General features: G+C 46.2%; 20 protein-coding genes and 2 pseudogenes. 17 read left to right on the forward strand and 5 right to left on the reverse strand.

Features of this window, described 5'->3' with window-relative positions:
• Positions 1-175: 175 nt before the first annotated feature.
• From BMW94_RS08275 to BMW94_RS08305, 8 genes and pseudogenes are all read left to right on the forward strand, one after another.
• Positions 176-1,230 (forward strand): annotated as a pseudogene (locus BMW94_RS08275) (lyase family protein).
• Between the two features lie 18 nt (positions 1,231-1,248).
• Complete coding sequence (locus BMW94_RS08280; protein WP_090996846.1) at positions 1,249-2,226, forward strand: amidohydrolase family protein; 978 nt, start codon at positions 1,249-1,251, stop codon at positions 2,224-2,226.
• The gene (locus BMW94_RS08285) at positions 2,162-3,409 is read left to right on the forward strand and encodes an extracellular solute-binding protein (RefSeq protein ID WP_254790173.1); all 1,248 of its coding nucleotides are present in this window, start codon (positions 2,162-2,164) and stop codon (positions 3,407-3,409) included. The genes BMW94_RS08280 and BMW94_RS08285 overlap by 65 nt, the downstream gene beginning before the upstream one ends.
• Before the next feature lie 27 nt (positions 3,410-3,436).
• Positions 3,437-3,757, forward strand: a complete 321-nt coding sequence (locus tag BMW94_RS08290) for a sugar ABC transporter permease (protein ID WP_090996852.1) — start codon at positions 3,437-3,439, stop codon at positions 3,755-3,757.
• A gap of 385 nt (positions 3,758-4,142) precedes the next feature.
• The gene (locus tag BMW94_RS08295) at positions 4,143-4,898 is read left to right on the forward strand and encodes an exodeoxyribonuclease III (protein ID WP_090996855.1); all 756 of its coding nucleotides are present in this window, start codon (positions 4,143-4,145) and stop codon (positions 4,896-4,898) included.
• 271 nt (positions 4,899-5,169) lie between these two features.
• Complete coding sequence (locus BMW94_RS08300; protein ID WP_090996857.1) at positions 5,170-6,153, forward strand: alpha/beta hydrolase; 984 nt, start codon at positions 5,170-5,172, stop codon at positions 6,151-6,153.
• Positions 6,154-6,203: 50 nt separating this feature from the next.
• Positions 6,204-6,350, forward strand: a complete 147-nt coding sequence (locus BMW94_RS30415; protein ID WP_175480625.1) for a hypothetical protein — start codon at positions 6,204-6,206, stop codon at positions 6,348-6,350.
• A 138-nt stretch (positions 6,351-6,488) separates the two neighbouring features.
• Positions 6,489-7,472, forward strand: a complete 984-nt coding sequence (locus tag BMW94_RS08305) for a diaminopimelate dehydrogenase (RefSeq protein WP_024628648.1) — start codon at positions 6,489-6,491, stop codon at positions 7,470-7,472.
• Between the two features lie 183 nt (positions 7,473-7,655).
• Here the strand turns inward: BMW94_RS08305 and BMW94_RS08310 are convergent, their stop codons facing one another.
• Positions 7,656-8,510: a pentapeptide repeat-containing protein gene (locus BMW94_RS08310; RefSeq protein ID WP_090996858.1), complete on the reverse strand. Its 855-nt coding sequence runs from the start codon at positions 8,508-8,510 to the stop codon at positions 7,656-7,658.
• Between the two features lie 191 nt (positions 8,511-8,701).
• Entirely contained in the window at positions 8,702-10,078 is a 1,377-nt protein-coding gene (gene gdhA / locus BMW94_RS08315) for an NADP-specific glutamate dehydrogenase (protein WP_090996861.1), read from the reverse strand.
• A 389-nt stretch (positions 10,079-10,467) separates the two neighbouring features.
• On the opposite strand from gdhA, the gene BMW94_RS08320 reads away from it, so the two are divergent.
• From BMW94_RS08320 to BMW94_RS08340, 5 genes are all read left to right on the forward strand, one after another.
• Positions 10,468-10,941, forward strand: coding sequence for a GreA/GreB family elongation factor (locus BMW94_RS08320; protein WP_090996864.1), 474 nt, complete (start codon positions 10,468-10,470; stop codon positions 10,939-10,941).
• The gene (locus tag BMW94_RS08325; RefSeq protein ID WP_090996867.1) at positions 10,931-11,437 is read left to right on the forward strand and encodes a cation:proton antiporter regulatory subunit; all 507 of its coding nucleotides are present in this window, start codon (positions 10,931-10,933) and stop codon (positions 11,435-11,437) included. Before BMW94_RS08320 ends, BMW94_RS08325 begins: the two co-directional genes overlap by 11 nt.
• A 3-nt stretch (positions 11,438-11,440) precedes the next feature.
• Entirely contained in the window at positions 11,441-12,646 is a 1,206-nt protein-coding gene (locus BMW94_RS08330; protein WP_090996870.1) for a cation:proton antiporter, read from the forward strand.
• A 359-nt stretch (positions 12,647-13,005) separates the two neighbouring features.
• The gene (locus BMW94_RS08335) at positions 13,006-13,722 is read left to right on the forward strand and encodes an expansin ExlX (RefSeq protein ID WP_090996873.1); all 717 of its coding nucleotides are present in this window, start codon (positions 13,006-13,008) and stop codon (positions 13,720-13,722) included.
• Between the two features lie 147 nt (positions 13,723-13,869).
• The gene (locus tag BMW94_RS08340; RefSeq protein WP_090996876.1) at positions 13,870-14,826 is read left to right on the forward strand and encodes an alpha/beta hydrolase; all 957 of its coding nucleotides are present in this window, start codon (positions 13,870-13,872) and stop codon (positions 14,824-14,826) included.
• Here the strand turns inward: BMW94_RS08340 and BMW94_RS08345 are convergent.
• Positions 14,821-15,699 (reverse strand): PhzF family phenazine biosynthesis protein, encoded by an 879-nt coding sequence (locus tag BMW94_RS08345; RefSeq protein WP_090996879.1) that lies wholly within the window; start codon positions 15,697-15,699, stop codon positions 14,821-14,823. The genes BMW94_RS08340 and BMW94_RS08345 overlap by 6 nt on opposite strands.
• A gap of 140 nt (positions 15,700-15,839) precedes the next feature.
• Between BMW94_RS08345 and BMW94_RS08350 the strand changes: the two genes are divergently transcribed.
• From BMW94_RS08350 to BMW94_RS08360, 3 genes are all read left to right on the forward strand, one after another.
• On the forward strand, positions 15,840-16,274 hold the full coding sequence (locus BMW94_RS08350; RefSeq protein ID WP_254790186.1) for a GNAT family N-acetyltransferase: 435 nt from the start codon (positions 15,840-15,842) through the stop codon (positions 16,272-16,274).
• Between the two features lie 385 nt (positions 16,275-16,659).
• Positions 16,660-17,289 carry a type 1 glutamine amidotransferase family protein gene (locus BMW94_RS08355; RefSeq protein WP_090996884.1) on the forward strand — a complete coding sequence of 210 codons (630 nt, stop codon included), beginning with the start codon at positions 16,660-16,662 and terminating at the stop codon, positions 17,287-17,289.
• Between the two features lie 82 nt (positions 17,290-17,371).
• Entirely contained in the window at positions 17,372-18,109 is a 738-nt protein-coding gene (locus BMW94_RS08360; protein WP_090996887.1) for a cyclase family protein, read from the forward strand.
• A gap of 128 nt (positions 18,110-18,237) precedes the next feature.
• On the opposite strand, the gene BMW94_RS08365 is transcribed toward BMW94_RS08360, so the two are convergent.
• Together BMW94_RS08365 and BMW94_RS08370 are read right to left on the reverse strand one after the other, a co-directional pair.
• Positions 18,238-18,438 (reverse strand): hypothetical protein, encoded by a 201-nt coding sequence (locus BMW94_RS08365; RefSeq protein WP_090996890.1) that lies wholly within the window; start codon positions 18,436-18,438, stop codon positions 18,238-18,240.
• A gap of 343 nt (positions 18,439-18,781) precedes the next feature.
• Positions 18,782-19,429, reverse strand: a pseudogene (locus BMW94_RS08370) (ABC transporter substrate-binding protein); the annotation flags it as partial.
• Positions 19,430-19,586: 157 nt separating this feature from the next.
• Between BMW94_RS08370 and BMW94_RS31135 the strand changes: the two are divergent.
• The gene (locus tag BMW94_RS31135) at positions 19,587-21,338 is read left to right on the forward strand and encodes an ABC transporter ATP-binding protein (RefSeq protein ID WP_090996894.1); all 1,752 of its coding nucleotides are present in this window, start codon (positions 19,587-19,589) and stop codon (positions 21,336-21,338) included.
• Positions 21,339-21,362: the final 24 nt, after the last annotated feature.

Genomic DNA, 21,362 nt, shown 5'->3' on the forward strand with positions numbered 1-21,362 from the left:
AATCTACGGCAGTCAATAGAACAGGTTATAGAGAAAGCCGATACGACAATAGAAAATTTTGATTAAGGATAAAGTTGTATGTATACCAAAATAGTGGTAGAGTTTTGAGTTAAACATTCCGACCTGATTAGTCGGTATTTCAGATCTCTGTAGATTCAGATGAAGAACAAGGAAGGTGAAGTCAACGTCAACGAATCCAACACAAACGTCTGGTTTTCCCAGTCAAACCTATGCCAAAATTGTACTTGAACCCGCCTATAACCAGGCCATACAGCATCTGCTGAACCCCATGATGGCCGTAAACAAAGCACATCTGATTATGCTCCGTGAACAACACATCATTTCGGAGCAAGAGGCGTGCCACATTGCTTCGGCTATACAGAGTCTGGATGTGGATGGGCTCCGAACGAGCGAATATTCCTTCCACGTTGAAGATTTGTTCTACCAAGTCGAAGTTGAACTAGAGAAGCTTGGCGGACCCTCTGTCGGGAATCTGCACTTAGCCAGAAGCCGAAACGATATGGGAATCGCCATTTATCGTATGGTGCTGAGGGATAAGCTGAACTCAGCGATTTCCTCAGGGCTGTCATTACACCGAAGCCTAAGAGAAATTGCATTACGTCATATCGATACCCTCATGATTGCTCACACGCACACCCAACAAGCCCAGCCGACCACACTTGCCCATTACATCTGTGCCGTTAGCGATTCCCTGGAACTGCTCGGCTTTGATGGCATGATTGAGAATGCCTATGATGCCGTCAGCGGTGCAGATTATGCAGGTGAAGCCGCCTCTGTAGCCCAGCTTGCAGCTATCAATCTGGGGCGTTTCGTTCAGGATCTGCTGTTATGGTGCACACAGGAATATGGTGCATTAATTGTAGCTGCCTCTTACGTTCAGATTAGTTCCATCATGCCGCAAAAACGGAATCCGGTATTTCCATTTCAGGATTGAACTGGAAGGTTGTGAATACAGCGGTGCAGGAAATTGCCGCCAAGCCGCTTGCCCTAACCTATGAGCAATTAGAAGAAGCAATATCTCCCGAGCATTTTGTACACATTCGGCATGTGCGTGGTGGACCCAATCCGGAAGAAGTGGCAAGAGCATTGGAGGCCCAAGCGCTCCGTCTTGACACACAGGAACAATGGAGTCTCGATACCACTAATAAACTCCGTTCTGTAGATGCAAAACTGGATTTAATTCTAAACGGCTGGCTTAACAGAATCTAAATGGAAGGAGCAAAATCAATGTTCTCCAATCCCGACTTTCGAGTTTTTGACATCCATGCCCATCTGCCTTATAAACTTTTGCTTTCCTCATATAAGAACCACGAACTGGTGACGCGATATGGCAAGGAACGAAGTGAGCGAATGCGACTAACCTGGGATTTCCCGGCGGTGGAGGAGCAGGGAGAGGAAGCAGCACGGCCGTTAATCGAACAGTGGGTAGATGAATTGGACAAATACAATATTGCCGGACTTAACTTTCTAACGGCTCTGGATAATGACAACTTGGCTGAACAAATATCCTTATACCCGGATCGGTTTACCGGCTTCGCCTATCATCCCATTGAGAATGAAGATGCATCCATCGAGCTGCGTCGGGCGGTTGATGAGCTCGGATTGCGAGGATATAAGTTGTTTGGTCCCCTCACCCAGATTCCCTTTGACTCTCCTTCGCTCGACCCGGTGTGGGCATTTCTTGCAGAGCGGCGCCTGCCTGTCCTGATTCATTTTGGCATGCTTGGTCATGCCGGAGGCATCGTTCATCATCCCAACATCAATCCGCTTGCCATCTTTAACACGGCCCGTGCCTATCCGGATATTCCGTTCATCATCCCTCATTTTGGCGCAGGGTACTTCCAGGAACTGCTCCATCTAAGCTGGAGCTGCCCTAACGTGTACATCGACACATCGGGTTCCAATCAGTGGGTACGCTGGATGCCCTATGAGCTGAACCTGGAGACGTTATTCCGCAAAACCTACGAACTGTTGGGTCCGGAGCGAATTATCTTTGGAACGGATGCGAGCGGATTTCCGCGTGGTTATCCCTATCGTTATTTGCAGGATCAGGTCCGGGTATGCCGTGAACTTCGCTTCTCTGAAGCGGACATCGAACTCATCTTTGGAAATAACGCAAGACGTTTGTTGAAGCTGCCTGTTGATAAAGCCGTTGGTTTCACCAGCTTCGAGTGTTCAGACGGAGAAGGAGCCCATCACGATTGAGTACTGGCAGTACGAATTTCCAGCCAAGGTTGAACTGATCAATACCTTAATCCAGGAATTCGAGACGGAACATCCCAACATCAAAGTCAAACAAACCAATTTTCCATACGACCAGTACAATCAAAAGGTTGCCACACTTGTTCCCGCCGGAAAAGGACCGGATGTCATCAATCTGTATTACGGCTGGCTGCCCAAATATGTGCAATCCGGTTATTTACAGCCGTTGCCTGAAAGCAGCTTTCCGGGCATCGCCGAGGCATTTTTCCCTTTTGTGGATACAGCCAAATTAAATGGAAGCTATTATGCTCTGCCTACAGGCGTGAGAACGCTGGGGTTGTTTTATAACAAGGACCTGTTCACCAAGGCCGGACTTGATCCCGATAAACCGCCGCCGACTTGGGAAGAACTTGTCTCGGATGCCAAGGCATTAACGGAAACGGACAAAAATGGGCAGCTGGTGACAGAGGGTTTCGCGTGGGAACCGGGTTCCCAGCTTCATCACTGGTTCCGAGACGGATTGTTATATCAAGCGGGAGGCAAGGATACAAGCGAGGATCGTCGGAAAATCCTGTGGAATGATACCCCCGCAGGGCTTGAAGCATTCAAGTATCTGGTTGATTTTGCAACCGTGCATAAAGTGGGCATTAACGGCTTTTACACCGATGATGCCAATGCATTCAAAACGGGCCATGCCGCAATTAACGTGGATGGTTCATATCGATTGGGATCTATCAAAAAAGACGCTCCCGATTTGAATTTTGCTGTCGCACCGCTGCCGGGTTATAAAGGAAAATCCACACAGGCTTCATTCTGGGCGAATGCGATTCCTGCCAATGTTACCGGGGAGAAGCTTGAAGCAGCCACGGCCTTTTTACAGTTTTTGATCAGCAAGGGCGTCCAGGAACAATGGGTGGAGAAGGTCGGTGAACTTCCCGCACAGAAAGAAGTTGCTCTTCAGGATAAGTATGTGAATGACCCGCTGCTTGGCCCTTTTATCTCCCAACTGAACGATGCCAACGCCCACTTCTTCATTGATGAGACGCAGGAGCGTACGTTGTTTGTGAACGCTGTGGATGAGGTGCTGCTTAATCATGTGCCGGAAGAACAGGCCTTCAATGATCTGGTGGCCAAAACTCAGAAGCTCTATGACGACTACTGGGCGAAACAGGATAAGAAAAAATAAGCTCTCATTCAAGGAGGCTGCGCAGCTATGAGGACTACTGGGGTGATCCCTTCGCGGCCGAAACGGCATTTATGGTTCGGATCGGGAATAGGTAGACTCAATTACAGACATAAACAGCGGTTATTCATTTATGGCGGTTTGTTGATTCCGCTGCTCTATTTTGTAGTCATCCGCATCTTACCGATTCTGTATTCCTTTAACGTAAGCTTTCGCGAATGGGGCATGCTGTCACCGGATAAACCCTTTGTGGGCTTTGATAATTATGCGACGTTGCTAAGTGACTCTCTATTCCTCAAGTCGCTGCATCTAAAAAGTCTGGAAGTCCAAGCTGCTGATCCTGGCGAATAGGTGGACGATTTTCTAAGGAACACAGGACGTCTTATTTGGCCTTCCGCTCCTCTTTTTAAATTGTAAGGAACATCAGACATGTTATTTCCATAAATCTCCTGATGTAAACGCGATAAAGGACCATCAATTCCGATATAGCGTGTCTCAGATTCCTTAGATTTCTAAGTGTGCTTCAAATCCTCCAATAAGACGCCACAGATTCGTTACCGTTCGTGGGCAGAGTCCAGTTTGCGCTGGATAAGGGCGATATGATGACGGAAGTGGCGCCGGCTGTTATGCACTTGGGGTTCATGGACATGCAATTGAACAAGATTGGCTTTCAGCAGCAGCCTTGTCCTTTCGAATTCGCCCATGCTATATTGGGGAGATGTGAGGAGATGAGGATATGAAGCTGGTGTCCTGGAATGTGAATGGATTGCGGGCATGTGTTACCAAAGGATTCATGGATTATTATAACGAGAGTCAGGCCGATATTTTCTGTGTACAGGAGACCAAGCTGCAGGCAGGACAGATCGAGATGGATCTGGGAGAAGACGTATATCAATACTGGAATTATGCTGTCAAAAAAGGATACTCCGGCACAGCCGTATTTACCCGGATCAAACCGCTATCTGTCTGGTATGGAATCGAGGAAGATAGCGAACCGGAAGGCCGAATGATCACACTGGAGTTTGATCATTTTTATCTAATCAACGTATATACCCCCAATGCGAAGCGGGATCTGACCAGACTTCCTTACCGTTTGGAATGGGAGGATCGATTCAGAGGGTACGTGCTGCAATTGGAGCAGACCAAGCCGGTTATCGTATGTGGTGACCTGAATGTAGCCCATCAGGAGATCGACCTGAAGAATCCGAAGCCGAATCTGGGCAACTCGGGATTCACGCTGGAAGAGCGAGGCAAGATGACTGATCTGCTGGCTGCCGGATATGTGGATAGCTTCCGCCATTTGTACCCGGATCGCACGGATGTGTTCAGTTGGTGGTCGTACATGCCCAAGGTAAGAGAGCGTAATGTTGGATGGCGGATCGATTATTTCCTTGTGTCCAATCAACTGGCTCCGAAGGTGTCAGATGCGCATATTGATTGCCATGTCATGGGCAGTGATCATTGCCCGGTCGGTCTCACGTTGCAATTGTAGATTGCAGAGGGTGTATTTCCCCTTTTACAAAATGAATATCATCCAAACCGCAGGTTTCCGTTATCGGGAATTTGCGGTTATTTTACGTTGTCTATATGAGTATCTTCCCTTTGGTACAGGTCTCAATGGTATTTTTCATGCTGCGGGTAGGGGGTGGAACTAGACTTAGGTTGGGGAAAGAACTGGACCCGGGATCGTTCCGTTTCCACCCGTACTTGGGTAAGATTGAAGAATACATATAGAAGATGAGTCGGGTAAGGGGTAGAGAACGATGAAGAAGGGGTTACGGAGAGGTTTGAAGGGGCTGGGTGGCCTGATGCTGGCAACAGGACTTCTGCTGCTGGCAGGTACCGCGTACGAGGCGTATCAGTCGACACAGGACATGAAATCTTATACTGCACCAGGCAAGATGTATGAGGTGAGCGGACGTAACATGCATCTCTATACAACGGGAAGAGGAAATGCGACAGTTGTTCTCGCTTCAGGCTGGGGTACGCCCAATCCGTATGTTGATTTCAGCCCGCTGTATAACAAGTTGAAAGACCAGGTGAAAATTGCGGTGTATGATCGGTTCGGTTACGGGTATAGCGATTATACGGATCGGCCACGTGATATCGATACCATTACGGAGGAAATCCATCAACTGCTGCGAGTATCCGGCCAACGTCCGCCCTATATCATGGTAGGTCATTCTCTCGGCTCGCTGGAGACCGTGCGATTCGCACAAATGTATCCTGATGAGGTAGCTGGCATGGTCATGATCGATGGAGGAAGTCCCGAATATTACAGCACTGTGGATATGGAGCCATCGGATTGGTATTTCGATTCAGCCCGTTTTCTGGTGAAAACAGGAATTGTGCGTACATTGCTGCATTCGGATCGGATAACGGATTCTTTGGTCGTTAACCCGGATCTTGTTACGGAGTCAATGCGAAAGGCAGCCACCATTTCCACACTCAAGCATGCTTACAATGACAACGTGATTGGGGAGATGCGCAATTCCAAGACGAACGCAGCCCATATCCTGGAGCATAAAAAGGAATTCTCCTTCCCGCTAACCATTCTGACGGCCGGTTCAGAGAAACCAAGCGAAGGCAGCCGGGCATGGCAGGCAGATCAAGCCGATTTTGCTTCATGGTCCAGTCAAGGATCACAGGTCACCGTGGCACACGCCAAACATGATATTCATAACAGTCAGCCGGATATTGTCGCTAGTGAAATTTTGGAGCTGGTGAAGCGGTCCGGTGAACTATGAAGAACATGATTCAGCCAAAATATAGCAAACTGGATGAGGAGGCAGGATGGATGAAAAAGATCAGAACCGCATCAAGATTCCTTTCCTTACTCCTGGCAAGCTGTCTGTTGTCTCTAACGGTGTTGTCCGTTTCCGTTTTGTTTGCTACCTCTTCAGTGGATGCCATACCTTTTATCCATTCAGTTGGACATAATTAGAATAAGAGGAATATATCAGACCTTGCTGCTCTGCATGCAAGGTATTTTTATTTCGAACTGGAAACCTGACAGGTTACATGGTATGTTATATAATTATACTGAACAGAGTATGCAACATTAGATGAAGACAGGAGAGGATTGAACATGGTCAAAGTTGGTATCGTCGGTTACGGAAATCTGGGCAAAGGTGTAGAGAAAGCGATCACTCAAAACCCGGATATGGAGCTTGTTGCTGTATTTACACGTCGTAACCCGGAGCAGATGGTTGCAGAAGGTACGGAGGTTCGTTTCGAACATATCTCTGCTGCTGAGCAATACATAGGCAAAATTGATGTGATGATTCTGTGTGGAGGTTCGGCAACCGATCTTCCGGAGCAGACACCTGCAATTGCAAAATGGTTCAATACGGTGGATAGCTTCGATACACATGCCAAAATCCCTGAATTCTATAAAGAAGTTAACGCTGCGGCAGAGCAAGGTGGCCACGTGAGCGTCATTTCCACAGGTTGGGACCCAGGCTTGTTCTCCATGAACCGACTGCTTGCTCAATCGATCCTGCCAGAAGGTAAAGAGTACACGTTCTGGGGTAAAGGAGTAAGCCAAGGTCACTCCGATGCCATCCGTCGTGTTCCTGGCGTTAAGGCTGGTGTGCAATATACTGTACCTGTTGAAGAAGTAATCAACAGCATTCGTGCTGGGGAGACCCCAGAGCTGTCCACACGTGAAAAGCATCTGCGTCAATGCTATGTGGTTGCAGAAGCTGGTGCGAACCAAGACGAGATTCGTGAAACGATTGTTTCCATGCCGAACTATTTCTCGGATTACGATACAACGGTAACCTTCATTACTGAAGAGCAATTGAAGGCTGAGCATGAAGGCATGCCACACGGTGGGTTTGTCATTCGCAGTGGAGTGACAGGCGCAGGCCAGAAACAAATTATTGAGTTTGGTCTGAAGCTCGACAGCAATCCTGAATTTACGGCAAGTGTACTGGTAGCTTATGCAAGAGCCGCACAACGTTTGAGTCTGGAAGGACACAAAGGGGCCAAGACGGTATTTGATATCCCACTCGGTCACCTGTCTCCTAAATCGGCTGAGGACCTTCGCCGCGACTTGCTGTAGTCCGTTAATTCATTACCGTAGTTATAGGTCCTGATTATTTATATCTAAAATGTAATACAATACAAACAGCTCGTCCTTCTAAACAGAGGTACGAGCTGTTTGTGTTGTACATACGAATCAGTGCATATTCATGGTTTATTCATATTCATTCCTAATTCATACTTCTTCTTGAGGTAGTCTTCCCTACAGCCAGTGTGAGGGAATGTTTAAATGATCCGGCAACTTGGTACCTGCACTGCCTTTTGCCGAGTTGAGCTGGGATTGTGTCAGAAAGATGCTGCCTCTCAGATCCGCTCCGCCCAGATTCGCATCCCGCAAGTCGGCTCCGATCAGATCGGTCTTTCTCATATCTGCGTTTCGTAGGTCAGCCGCTATCATTAAGGCCCCTCTGAAGCTCGCTCCCCGAAGGTCAGCTCCTTTTAGATTGGCACCCAGAAAGTCTCTTCCAGTACGCTTTTTGGTCTTCGATTGGGATGTTCCCTTGTCCGAAGCTGGGACCTTTGCCCTCACCATCTCGCTGGCTTGTACAAGCAGTTCGTTAACCACCGCCCGATGTGCTGGAATATCGAGACGTAATATGGCAGAGGGCTCCAGATCGGTTAGTCGTTCCGTTTCCCGATATACGTCCTTCAACGCGGAATGGATGGATGATGTTTCCGACAGCTGTAACATTTCATTGATATAGCTCATCATCTCATGAAGCTGCTTCATGACAGGCAAACAATCAAACATCTCAGCAGCAGATTCGGGATGATTACGCCAATCCCTTCCTGCATATGTAATTTGTGATAGTTTCTGACCAGCCCCGAAACAGTCGTAGACTGTGCACCCCTTGAACCCTTTCTGTCGCAGCTGTGTATGGATGCCGCAGCGGTTATCGGTACGGAGATTGGGACAGGGAATGCCACTGGACTTATCAAAAGCAAAGTCTGATGACTTGCCATACGGCAAGGCAACACAGCATAGACCAAAACATTGCTCGCAGTCTGCGCTTAAATGCAGAGTAGCCTGATTGCTACTGAATGCTTGGTTAGTCATTTGTACACTTCCTTTAATTAAAAAAAATGCTATTTTAAGGTCAGTACAACTTTACCATTACACTGGAATTCGATCAATTCCGAGATGGATCACATGTCGATCCTGCTACTGGATTAAACTCCATAAATGTAAATAAACCGCCTCCCGTGATGGAAGGCGGTTTATTTAGTTAGTTAGCAACTGCAACACAATTAGACGATACCTTGCGCGAGCATAGCATCTGCAACCTTCAGGAAGCCAGCGATGTTCGCTCCGGCAAGCAGGTTACCTGCACAGCCGTACTCATCCGCTGCCTGAACACAGCTGGTGTAGATGTTCGACATAATGTCATGCAGCTTGGCGTCCACTTCTTCAAATGACCAGGACAACCGCATGCTGTTCTGAGACATTTCAAGTGCGGACACGGCAACGCCGCCAGCATTAGCCGCTTTGGCTGGTCCAAACAGAACGCCTTCTTTATGGAAAACGTCAATCGCAGCCAGAGTGGAAGGCATGTTCGCTCCTTCACCAATCGCTTTAACTCCGCCTTTCACGAGCAATGCAGCAGCCTGTTCGTCGATTTCATTTTGCGTTGCACAAGGCAGCGAGATATCACAAGGGATAGACCAGATGCCTTCACAACCCTCGGTATACACGGCATGTGGATGCTCTTTCACATATTCGCTGATCCGCAGACGATCAACCTCTTTTAATCTTTTTACGGTATCCAGATTGATTCCTTGAGCATCATAGATGTAACCACCGGAGTCACTACAAGCCACAACATTAGCTCCAAGCTCCTGAGCCTTCTGAATGGCATAGATCGATACATTACCCGAACCGGAGACAACTACGGTGCTGTCCTTGAAGCTCAGTCCTTTGGATGCCAGCATCTCTTTGACAAAGTACACACATCCGAATCCGGTAGCTTCCTTACGTGCAAGGCTTCCTCCGTATAGGAGCCCTTTACCTGTAAGAACGCCGGCTTCATGTCCACCGCTGATGCGTTTGTACTGTCCGAACATATAACCGATTTCCCGTGCACCTACACCGATATCACCGGCAGGTACGTCCGCATCGGAACCGATATATTTGTACAGCTCAGTCATGAAGCTTTGGGTGAAACGCATGACTTCCAGATCTGATTTCCCTTTTGGATCGAAGTCGGAACCACCTTTACCACCGCCGATTGGCAGGCCAGTCAGAGCATTTTTGAAAATTTGTTCAAAGCCAAGGAATTTAACGATTCCCGAGTAAACGGAAGGGTGGAAACGAAGTCCGCCTTTGTAAGGTCCAATTGCGCTGTTGAACTGAACACGGAATCCACGGTTCACCTGTACCTTGCCTTGATCATCTACCCAAGGCACGCGGAACGTAATGACACGTTCTGGCTCAACAAGCTGTTCAAGCAAGCCGTTCTCCCGATATTTCGGGTGAGCTGCAATGACCGGAATAAGCGAGTCCAGGATCTCTTTGACAGCCTGATGGAATTCACTTTCCTGTGGATTTCTGGCGATAACCGATTCGTAAACGGAATGAACATATTCTGCAGCAGATACTTGAGTTGAATCCTTAGTTATAGTCGACACTTTTTCAATGCACTCCTTTATTGTGTTAAAGTCTTGGGATGGCTATTTGTATAAATTGCATAAAAGTTTGTAGTTAAATATACATGAAACCAAATAAAAATACGAGATAAAAAGCCATAAAATGTTTTTTAAGGCTTATTAAAATCTTCTATGGATCTGTCATACGATGTAAAGGTTAGATATTGAAGACAGGCTGAACATTCCTTTAAGAGTTATATAACGTGAAGTTAAGCGAATATACTGGATTAAAAAATTAGTTTTGGTAAGATGGTAGTAAGACCTCGGTATCCGTGGTTTTTTTATCTATATGAAGGAGGAGAACAACATGATGAAGAAAAACATCAGAATCAACATGGAGAACAAGGCTTGTATAGGAGGTGAGATTTATTATGAACCATAGGACCTCCTTTCAAAATTGCAGAGAAATGCTGGTGAACCAGCTCATTATATTCGGTGAAGAGAAAAGAACATTTCTCGACGCCTATTTTGACGTGCGTGATCCGGAACGTTCACAGATGGAACGGCTGCTCGGGAACTATACGACGTGTGTGGAGAAGCTGCTCCTTGGTTCGGATGAAGCTCTGGACTCGGTGGTACTTATCGGTAGCCTGATCCGTTTTGAATACGTTGACTTCCACACATCCGATTCGTTCACCATTGTTATGCCGGATGATGCTGATCCGGATGCCGGCTATATTTCTTTCCTTTCCCCTGTAGGTCAGCAATTACTGCTTAGTCGCAAAGGAGAAGTGAAGTCGATTAATATACCGGCTGGCTCCATGCGGGTACGTATTACAGACATTGCGTTGAACAATAAGTCCTTGAACCCGATGTCCACTGGAGGTGCAGATCATGCACTTTAAAGAGACGGATTTGCCGGGAATTGGACGCAAATATTGGCTGCACACACGCAGCGGTGAACATCTGGTCATTGTCATCCATAATGATGAGCGGCGTGACCTGTTTCATATGGAGTCAGGCGATTCGCCTGAAGAACTGGGAGACATGGTGTCACTGGTCACACTGGATGATGATGAGGCACGTGCGGTAGCCGCTATTGTTGGCGGCATGACGTACAAACCAACCTTTCAGGATGAACGTGAAGTTATGTTGGAGGGACTGTTAATTGAGTGGCTTCGTATTGAGCCGCATTCAGAGAGCATAGGAAGAACGATCGGAGAACTGAATATTCGTCAGGCAACTGGAGCGGTTATTCTGGCTGTGGTGGAGAAGAACAGGACGAAGCAGTTTAATCCGGGTCCGGATTTTATCTTTACCGCGGGGGCTACGGTTGTTGTCTCTGGTGAGCGGGATCAGATCAAACTGTTAAAACGGTTGTTATCGAATGGACGGCTCTAGCCTATGGATATGCTCATATTCGAAGTGGGGATTGCCGTTGCGCTGATTACACTTACGGGGCTAATATCTGCACGATTACGATTCTCGGTCATTCCGTTCTACATACTAATCGGTATGGCTGTTGGACCACATGCACCACAGATTGGTATTGTGGATTTGCGTTTTATCGAAAGCTCGTCCTTTATTGAATTTATGGGCAGGCTGGGTATTCTGTTTCTACTCTTTTATCTGGGACTGGAATTTTCGGTATCTCGTCTATTGAAGTCAGGCAAAGCCATTTTGACCGGAGGTATGTTCTACGTTGGACTAAATTTTGCTTCCGGTCTGCTGCTGGGATGGTTCATGGAGCTGCCACTTAAGGAAACATTGGTTGTCTGTGGCATTATGACGAGTTCTTCCACAGCGATAGTGGCTAAAGTACTCGTGGATCTGAAGCGCACGGCGAACCCGGAGACAGAAATTATTATGGGCATGATCATGTTTGATGATCTGTTCATCGCCATCCATATCTCGATTCTGACGGGGCTTGTGCTTAGTGGGGCTACCTCATTCCTCAGCGTCTTGCTCGTATCCCTGTCTGCGCTGCTCTTTATTGTGCTATTTCTGATCATAGGCAGGAAATGCATCAAGTATATTGATAAGGCACTCAACATCAAGTCATCGGAGTTGTTTCTACTTACCGTTATGACGCTGCTCTTTTTGGTGGCGGGTTTCTCGGAAACGCTGCATGTAGCCGAAGCGATTGGAGCTTTGATGATGGGGCTGGTTCTGGGAGAATCGAGACATGCCAGCCGAATTGAGCATCAGATTATGCCGTTCAAAGATTTCTTTGGGGCCATCTTCTTTTTCAGCTTTGGCCTGACCATTGAACCTTCCTCCCTCGGCGGAGCCGTTGGCATGACGATCATTGCGGTGGTTCTGACGATTGCCAGCAACTACGGAGCAGGAATGATCGCTGGAAGATTGGCGGGGATGACTCCCAAGGCTTCTCTCAATGTGGGATTCACGCTAGTGTCCCGTGGAGAGTTTTCTATCATTATGGCGAACATCGGTAAGGCAGGAGGCCTGATGGCATCCATTCAGTCTTTTGCCGTGTTATATGTGTTGATTCTGGCGGTGCTGGGCCCGATTCTGACGAAAGAATCACCCTGGATCTACAGTCAGTATGCCCGCTTGAGGAAAAGAATGAAACGAAGGCAGACAGAGTGAATCTGTCCGAACTGTTGTTGCCTTTGTGAAAAGGATAGGATAGCAACCAAATGTGACTCTGGATTGAGTTTCTGGGCTTGGGTCGATAAGCGTCACGCCGCTTGGAGAAGTAAATTTCTCCCCGGTGTGGCGCTTTTCTTTTTATGGAATGGATGAGTACATTAGCGGGTCTAAACACCTAATTCAAGTGAGGTAAACATGTTGTTTTCATGCTCGTGAAGGGTCGAACTAGGGTGGGACTTTGGATGCGATTTAGCTGATTGTATTGAAAAAAATCATAATTTATGTAAAATAATGTTATATTCGAATCTAGTAACCTAGTAGTCTAGCATGTATCTGACGACAAGGAGGATTTTGGCATGAATCAAACAAGCAGATTTCAACGGTTAAAATGGGTAGGTACCACGTTATTGTTAGGCTTAGTGCTGTTTGCATTACCGGCATCTGCCGCATGGAATGATACATACAAAGGTTACGCTACTTACACAGGTTCAGGATACTCGGGAGGGGCTCTGCTATTAGACCCTATTCCTGCGGACATGCAAATTACGGCACTTAATCCATATCAGCTTAATTATAATGGCGTCAAGGCTGCTCTGGCGGGAGCGTATCTGGAAGTGCAGGGTCCCAAAGGCAAAACGACCGTATATGTAACGGATCTGTATCCTGAGGGAGCCAGTGGTGCGCTGGATCTTTCACCAAATGCCTTTAACCTCATCGGGGACCCGAAGGCAGGCAAAATTGATATCAGCTGGAAAGTTGTCAAAGCTCCGGTCAAAGGCAACGTCTCCTATCGGATCAAGGAAGGCAGCAGTCAGTGGTGGGCGGCAATTCAGGTCCGTAATCATAAATATCCGGTGCTGAAGCTCGAAGTGAAGCAAAAGGATGGCACATGGCTCAATCTGGAGAAACAGGACTATAATCATTTCCTGGGAACTGGACTGGGCAAAGAAAAATTGAACATCCGCATCACCGATATTCGCGGTCAGGTAGTGAATGATACTATTCCGGCTTTGCCTGAAAATGGATCGGGTGGAGCTTATATTGTACCGGGTAATGTACAGTTTCCGGATTGACAGAGGTAGGAAGATTGTTTACAAAGAATTATGGTCAAAAGTATGCTTAACGAAAAGTCGTGCAATGCACGGCTTTTTTTGGTTATATAAGATGATGCTCATGCAGCTGAATTAAATGGTTTTTTGCGACAAAGGAGAATGTACAGCATGGATAATCTGCCTTCATATCATTCATCACATCATTATTGGAAACAGTATCAAGCCTTTTTCCCGGGTGAAATAAGGCTAGGGGACCATGCGAATCCTGAAGAGGAGTGGTGGGAATCGAACGGGGTTCATCTGCACATCGATCGTCTGCCCGCGCCCGATTCGCCGATCAAAATTCTGTTCATTCACGGAGCCGGAGGCAATGGCAGGTTGCTCGCTCCTTATGCTCGAATGTTACAGCTTCGAGGCTACGAGGTAGTATCGCCAGATCTTCCACCGTATGGGTTGAGCTATCCGTTGCCTGGGACACATGTCAACTATGATCTTTGGATCAAGCTGCTTGTTTCACTCGCTGATCGCGAATATAAGAAAGACGGCAAGCCGATCGTGGCGTTGGGAAGCAGCATCGGAGGCATGCTGGCCTATCACATGAGTGCACGCAGTGAGCACGTACAAGGCTTGATCGTAACCACATTTGTGGACACGAGTGATGCGGGTATGCGTGACCAGCTTGCACCAAACCGTCTGGTGAGCCGATGGGGCAAACGCATGATGGATCAGTTTCCGGCTTTACTGGATCATATACGGATCTCTGTGAAGCAAGTATCACGTATGCAGCTGATTACCAATAATCCGGGTTTAACCCGACTTATTATGAATGATCCACAGGCGGCAGCGACGCGTGTCCCGTTGGAACTGTTAAGAACATTCCTGAATAAGAAGCCGGAGGTGAACCCGGAAGACTTTGACCAATGTCCTGTACTGCTGGTTCACCCCGAACTGGACCCGATGACACCATTACGGTTCAGCCAATCTTTTTTTGATCGATTGAAGGTGGAAAAGGAATGCGTAGTGTTGGAAGGAGCGGGTCACTTCCCTATAGAACAGCCAGGGCTGAATCAATTGGAGGAAGCCGTGTTACGATTTTTACATAAGATTCAAGCGCAACATTCATGAAAGTTGAATTCGAATGTTCTCTATATGAACCGCGACCCCGCCCACTTGAATCTTTGTAATTTCATTGGAAACGCCCAACGTTAATCTGACTCGAATCTCTGAGGGACGGTTCATGGTGTATCCTTGTCTAATCATATAGGTTGTATCGTGGGGATCTGAAAGTTGGTTGAACTTATGTAAATAACAGAGTAAAGCACCGTTAGAAGTACCCGTTGCGCTCTCTTCCGGGATATCGTAAAGGGGAGCAAAATTCCGGCATTCTGCCAGAGTGCTCTCTTTATCTGGTTCGAGTGCAAATACGTGATAACCTACGACATGGTTAGCTTTGCTAATTTTAGCGATAAGCTGAAAATCAGGAATGATTTTTGACAGAACATCAACATGGTTAACTCCAATCAAGATATCGCGCAATCCGGTAGATACGATCTGTACAGGTAGTTCGGGATGTAAATCATGTGTAGAAATACCCAGAGAATCTGCAATGTCTTGTCGGTCAACGAGCTCTCCGAACTCCGGAAGGGTCTGAGACAGATAGATTTCACCATTGTTCTGGACAACCACTTCAAGTATTCCGGCCAGTGTCTCCAGTGTGAATGTACCTACCTCAACGATATGCTGTGCTTTCATTAAATAAAATAAGGCAATCGTTGCATGTCCACATAGATCAACTTCATCACTAGGAGTGAAGTAACGAACTTTGAAATCAGCCTGGTCCGATGGCATAACAAACGCGGTCTCTGAGAATCCAACTTGTCTGGCAATCTCCTGCATTTGGGAGTCGGATAAATGTTCTGCTTGTAAAACAACGCCTGCGGGGTTTCCACCGAGAGGCTTGTCCGAAAATGCATGTAATGTGCTTACTTCAATTTCCACATCGCTACCTCGCTTGTTCAGTTATTTAGGTTCAATCGTTCTCCATTATATCACGGTTCCTGATCGGGCTTGTGAACCCAAACAACCTGCTGTGAATTCATGAATATAGGATTACGGTATATACTAGACTTTGCGATGTAATAAATTTCCCAAGATCGGAAGATGGTACAAAAGCTTGGGCTGAACACCAGGCATCCCGTGGTCCTGATGGGGATAAAATTATGCTCGCGGTCGAGACTTTAGATGGAGTATTAGTGGGAAGTATAAGTTCGAATAACTGTGATACCCGCAATGGAACTTTTACGTACGGTGTTGCTATCTTTAGAGAATTTTGGCGCAATGGTTATGCTTCAGAAGCTATAAAGATATTGTTGCGATATTACTTTGAGGAATTACGCTATCAGAAAGTTACCGCACATGTTTATGCTTTTAATGAAGGTTCATTAGAACTTCATGAGCGTCTTGGATTTGTCCAAGAAGGGAAACTCAGAGATATGTTATTCACTAATGGACAGCATTACGATGAGTATCTCTATGGTATGACTAAAAGTGAATACTCGAAAATGAAGATATGAGAGTAGGCTACCCTAGTGGTAGCCTTTTTTCGAATAACGGTAAACGAAAAATTTAACTCTGAGGCGAGATGTAGGCGGAATGATTTCTTTAGTTGGGGCTCCGATTTGTTGATGTTCATTTTCAAATGTAACTCTCAGAACATGATCCTCTAAAAGGGGTCTCTTATATAGCATAAGAGACCTCGATGAAAGTGATATTTCTGCTAAAAGAAGCAATTTATTCTTATGTAGCCTATTTACCTTTTACCATACGGCAAATCTGTTCCAGTCATTAAACCCACGATATGAGCTAATTGATTATTATCAAATTAAAAAAACTTTGCTGACGGAAGATGTCAGTGAAGTTTTTTTATAATAGGGGTATCCACTAGAAGGGAAGTGCACTATGCATACAAAAAAAGCATATCTTTATGTATTTGATACGATGTCAGACTGGGAGGTAGGTTATTTAATTGCTGAACTAAACTCGGGAAGGTATTTTAAGAAAGAGCTGGAGCCGATAGAGGTGGTTGCTGTTGGTGTTGATAAAAGTCCGGTGACTACCATGGGAGGATTGGAGATATTACCTCGCATTTCAGTTGATGAGTGTAAGTTGGAAAGTACGGATGTGTTGATACTTCCAGGCGGGAATACTTGGATGGATTCCATTCACGAGCCTATATTGAAAAAAGCTTCGACGTCTTTGGAAAAAGGTCATGTTGTTGCGGCAATATGTGGTGCAACCGTTGGACTTGCGAGGGCGGGATTGCTAGACTCCAGAAGGCATACAAGCAACGATCTGGCATATTTGAAAATGATTTGTCCTCATTACATTGGAGAGGAATACTATGAACTGGTACCGGCCGTAACGGATGGCAATGTAGTTACTGCATCGGGCATAGCTCCGTTGGAATTTGCGATGCATGTATTAAAGGTGCTCGATGTATTTACACCGGAGACTTTAGATTCGTGGTTCAATCTATATCAGACTCATGAACCAAAATACTTCTTCGAGTTAATGAATTCTATCAAATAGCTGGCATCTCGATATGTTCGCATGGAGTGGAATACGATATAATAGTAACAATTTATTCCATTCTATGTATGAGGTGATTCGGATGTCCAATGAGCTCATTCAAGCGATTCAATTATTAAAAGAAAAGAAGTGGGTGGACCTGACCCATACGTTTGGACCGGAATCTCCACATTTCTCAGCTTTTGATGCGGCACAATTCGATACGTTGTTTAATCACGATCAAGGTTTCTTTGCCCAAAGTTTCAGGTTTCCCGGTCAATATGGTACGCATCTCGATGCACCGATCCATTTTGTGCGGGATACCCGTTATCTCGATGAACTGGGCTTAAAGGAACTTGTGCTACCGCTTGTTGTCATTGATCAATCTGAGGCTGTAGAGAGCAATCCGGATTTCACGCTGGATGTCGAGCATATTCTTGAGTTTGAAGAAGAGCATGGCGTTATAGAAGCAGGCAGTTTTGTAGCACTGCGTACTGATTGGAGCAAACGCTGGCCCAGCCATGAAGCATTCGATAACAAAGATGCGGAGGGCAATAGCCATGCACCCGGATGGTCAGTCAGTGCGCTAATGTTTTTATTCGAGGAAAGAAAAATACAGGCGATCGGCCACGAGACCTTCGACACCGATTCAGCTGTAGATTATCAAAAGAATGGGGCACTTCTGGCAGAGTATTATGTACTTGCTCAGGATACATATCAGGTAGAGCTGTTAACGAATCTGGATCAGGTACCAGCCAAAGGTGCGGTGATCTTCAATATCGTACCCAAGGCCGAAAAGGCGTCCGGCTTTCCAGTGCGCTCATTTGCCATACTACCGTAAAACAAAGTTGAACATAGACACATTGCAATTGACTCAGACGCAGTTCTTTCCCAATGATTCACCAATGGACTTGTGTAAATTGCTCATATAAATAATAAAGGAGGCGTATTCCGCCTCCTTTTTAGTTGTTACTTTTGATTCGAAGAGGGATCCTGATTGAATCGTTGTGAAATTTTCTTCTCTGTCTTTTTACGCCGAATCCAGCGCTTGAATCTACTTTCTTCTTTTCTTCCCTGCAGTGTTTCCTTCATGCCTTGGATCATAAATTCGGATCTTCGTCTGTCGTCCCGACTAATCTCGCGTAGTTCCTTAATAAATTTGTCGTCCATATCTGCCTCTCGCTCATTAAGTATATCTCTATTATACCGAACGTACGTTCTTTTATCAAGTTTTACCATAATCGAATTTTTGGCATATGCCTAATTCATTGTTTGAGCATTCCCCGTTTGGCAGTTTTTTGGATCCCGGGAATTATACTATTGTTGGTTCTTGGTGTTATGCCGATCTGATCTATTTTGCTTGGGGAGTGGGGGTTCAGATCGTCACTCTGTTACCTGGTGTACAGCGAAGGTATCAGGCAGACTGCTCATCATAATCTATTCTCTCTATAAAATAAAACGACTGTCATCCGGATCTTGGAGTGATCCGGATGACAGCCGTTTATCTTAATTGTTACTTGGAAGCCTGGTAGGCGCTCAAGAATTCTTTTACTTTTGCCGGATCGGACTTCAATTCATTCCCGGTCTGCACGAGTGGACTTACGGTAGAGTACGCCTTAAGTTTGTTGTTTTTGTAGAACTGCAAAATGTCATCCTGATTGATGGAGTAGAGCACGGATTTTCTCAGATCACTGCTCTTGGCAACTTCCCGATTGGCTGTGTTGAACAGCAGATAGGAAACCGCATTGCTCGGAATGCTCTGCAATTGCAACTTGCTGTCATTTTTGATGATGTCATACTTTGTTTCGGATACTCCGTAGTACAGGTGGATTTCACTGCTGCGAAGAGCAGACAACGCACTGTCGGCATCAGAGATGAACCGAACATTCACCTGAGAAATTTTGGGTGCATATTCAGAGCCTTTACGGTAGCCGGGATTCTGATAGAATACACCTTCGTAATCATTTTTATATGCCAAGATATATGGGCCGCTGGCATACAAAGTGTTGTTGTACGCAGCACCTTCAGTCACGGTATTCTGATCGCCGTAAGGAATGTCTTTATTCACGTCAAACGAAGCTACATCATACGTATTGATGCTCTCAACCTGCTTTTTGGACACAATGCCAGCAGATTGGTGAGCCAGATAGTTCAATACTTGTGTAGATTCAAACCATGAGAGCCTCCTTTCATCTCATTTTAAATTGCATTATTCCGATTGATATAGTATATATTATTTAGAGTCTATTTAATTGTCAAGGTATGGAAGAGTATACATATGAGCACATGTGAAAATATGGATGAGGGCTGGTGATCACATGCAACCTTTGTTGAAAGTAAATGATTTATCTGTTTCTTTTCATTCCGGAGAGAGTGAATTTCAGGCGGTAAAAGAAGTTAGTTTTGAAGTGCGGAAAGGGGAAACACTTGGCATTGTAGGGGAATCCGGCAGTGGGAAGAGTGTGACGGCACGTTCCATTATGCGGCTGCTTGCCTCTCCTCCTTCGCAGATGAAAAAGGGTGAGATCCTGTTTAAAGGGGGCGATCTGGTCCATAAAACGCAAAAAGAGATGGAGAGTATCCGTGGCCGTGACATTGGCATGATCTTTCAGGACCCTATGAGCTCTCTTAATCCGACCGTGAAAATCGGAAAACAGATCACCGAAAGTCTGATTAAACATCAGAAACTTTCCAGAGGGGAAGCGAAGAAGCAGGCGATTGCCATGCTGGAGCTCGTTGGTATTACCCGGAGTGAAATACGTTTCAACCAGTACCCACATGAATTCTCCGGAGGTATGCGTCAGCGGGTGATGATCGCCATTGCTCTTGCTTGCCGTCCTGAATTGCTGATTGCGGATGAACCTACAACTGCGCTTGATGTTACTATTCAGGCCCAAATCCTTAATTTGATGAAAGATATGCAGGCACAGCTGGGCACTTCCATTATTCTGATTACCCATGATCTCGGAGTAGTGGCAGGCATGTGTGATCGGGTTGTGGTCATGAAGGACGGGCAGATTGTGGAATCCGGCACAACCACAGAGATTTTTGCGAATCCGAAACATCCATACACAGCAAGACTGTTGAATGCATTACCTCGACTGGATGAGAAGAAAAAACCGAAACTCGTCTCGTTGGTGCCACGCGATCTGGAAGATGATCAGCCTTTACTGGAAGTGAAGTCCCTCAAACAGCATTTTAATTTGGGTAAAGGCAACACTTTAAAAGCGGTGAACGATATCAGTTTCGAGATTCGCCAAGGGGAGACGCTTGGGGTCGTAGGCGAATCGGGCAGCGGGAAATCGACTACAGGCAGAGCCATTCTACGACTGCATGAACCTACAGGTGGGGATGTGCTGTTTAAGGGAGTGCCGCTCAACCGCCTCTCTGCCTCAGAGATGAAAACGATGAGGAGACATATGCAAATTATTTTCCAGGATCCGTTTGCCTCGCTTAATCCGAAATTTAGAATTATGGACATTATTGGGGAAGCCTTGGATATTCACCATCTTGCCGGCAGCCCCGCTGAGCGGGAAAAACGTGTGGAGGAATTGCTGGAGATGGTGGGTCTCGATCCGGTTCATGCCCAGCGATATCCTCATGAATTTTCGGGTGGTCAACGGCAGCGGATCGGAATTGCTCGTGCGCTGGCCGTGGAACCTGAATTTATTGTATGTGACGAGCCTTTGTCTGCGTTGGATGTGTCTATTCAGGCTCAGATCGTACAACTGCTTGAAGAATTGCAGCAGCGACTCGGTCTGACATACCTGTTTATCGCACATGACCTGTCCATGGTCAAGCATATCAGTGATCGTGTAGCTGTCATGTATAACGGGAAGATTGTGGAGTTAGCAGAAAGTGAAGAACTATATTCGAACCCTCAGCATGAGTACACAAAGGCCTTGTTATCGGCTATTCCGGTTCCAGACCCGGCTGTGGAAGCAAAGAAAAAACGTCATGCTGTGAGCGAAACGCCAAGAGAGACAGTGGAAGTGGAAGATCGCTATAATCTGGAACAGTCCCGATGGGTGGAAATAAAAGAGGGACATTGGGTGGCCATTTCCGGATAAGGTGAACCATTCATTTGAACTCGA

The organism is Paenibacillus sp. OK003, assembly GCF_900109515.1.
GTDB lineage: Bacteria > Bacillota > Bacilli > Paenibacillales > Paenibacillaceae > Paenibacillus > Paenibacillus marchantiae.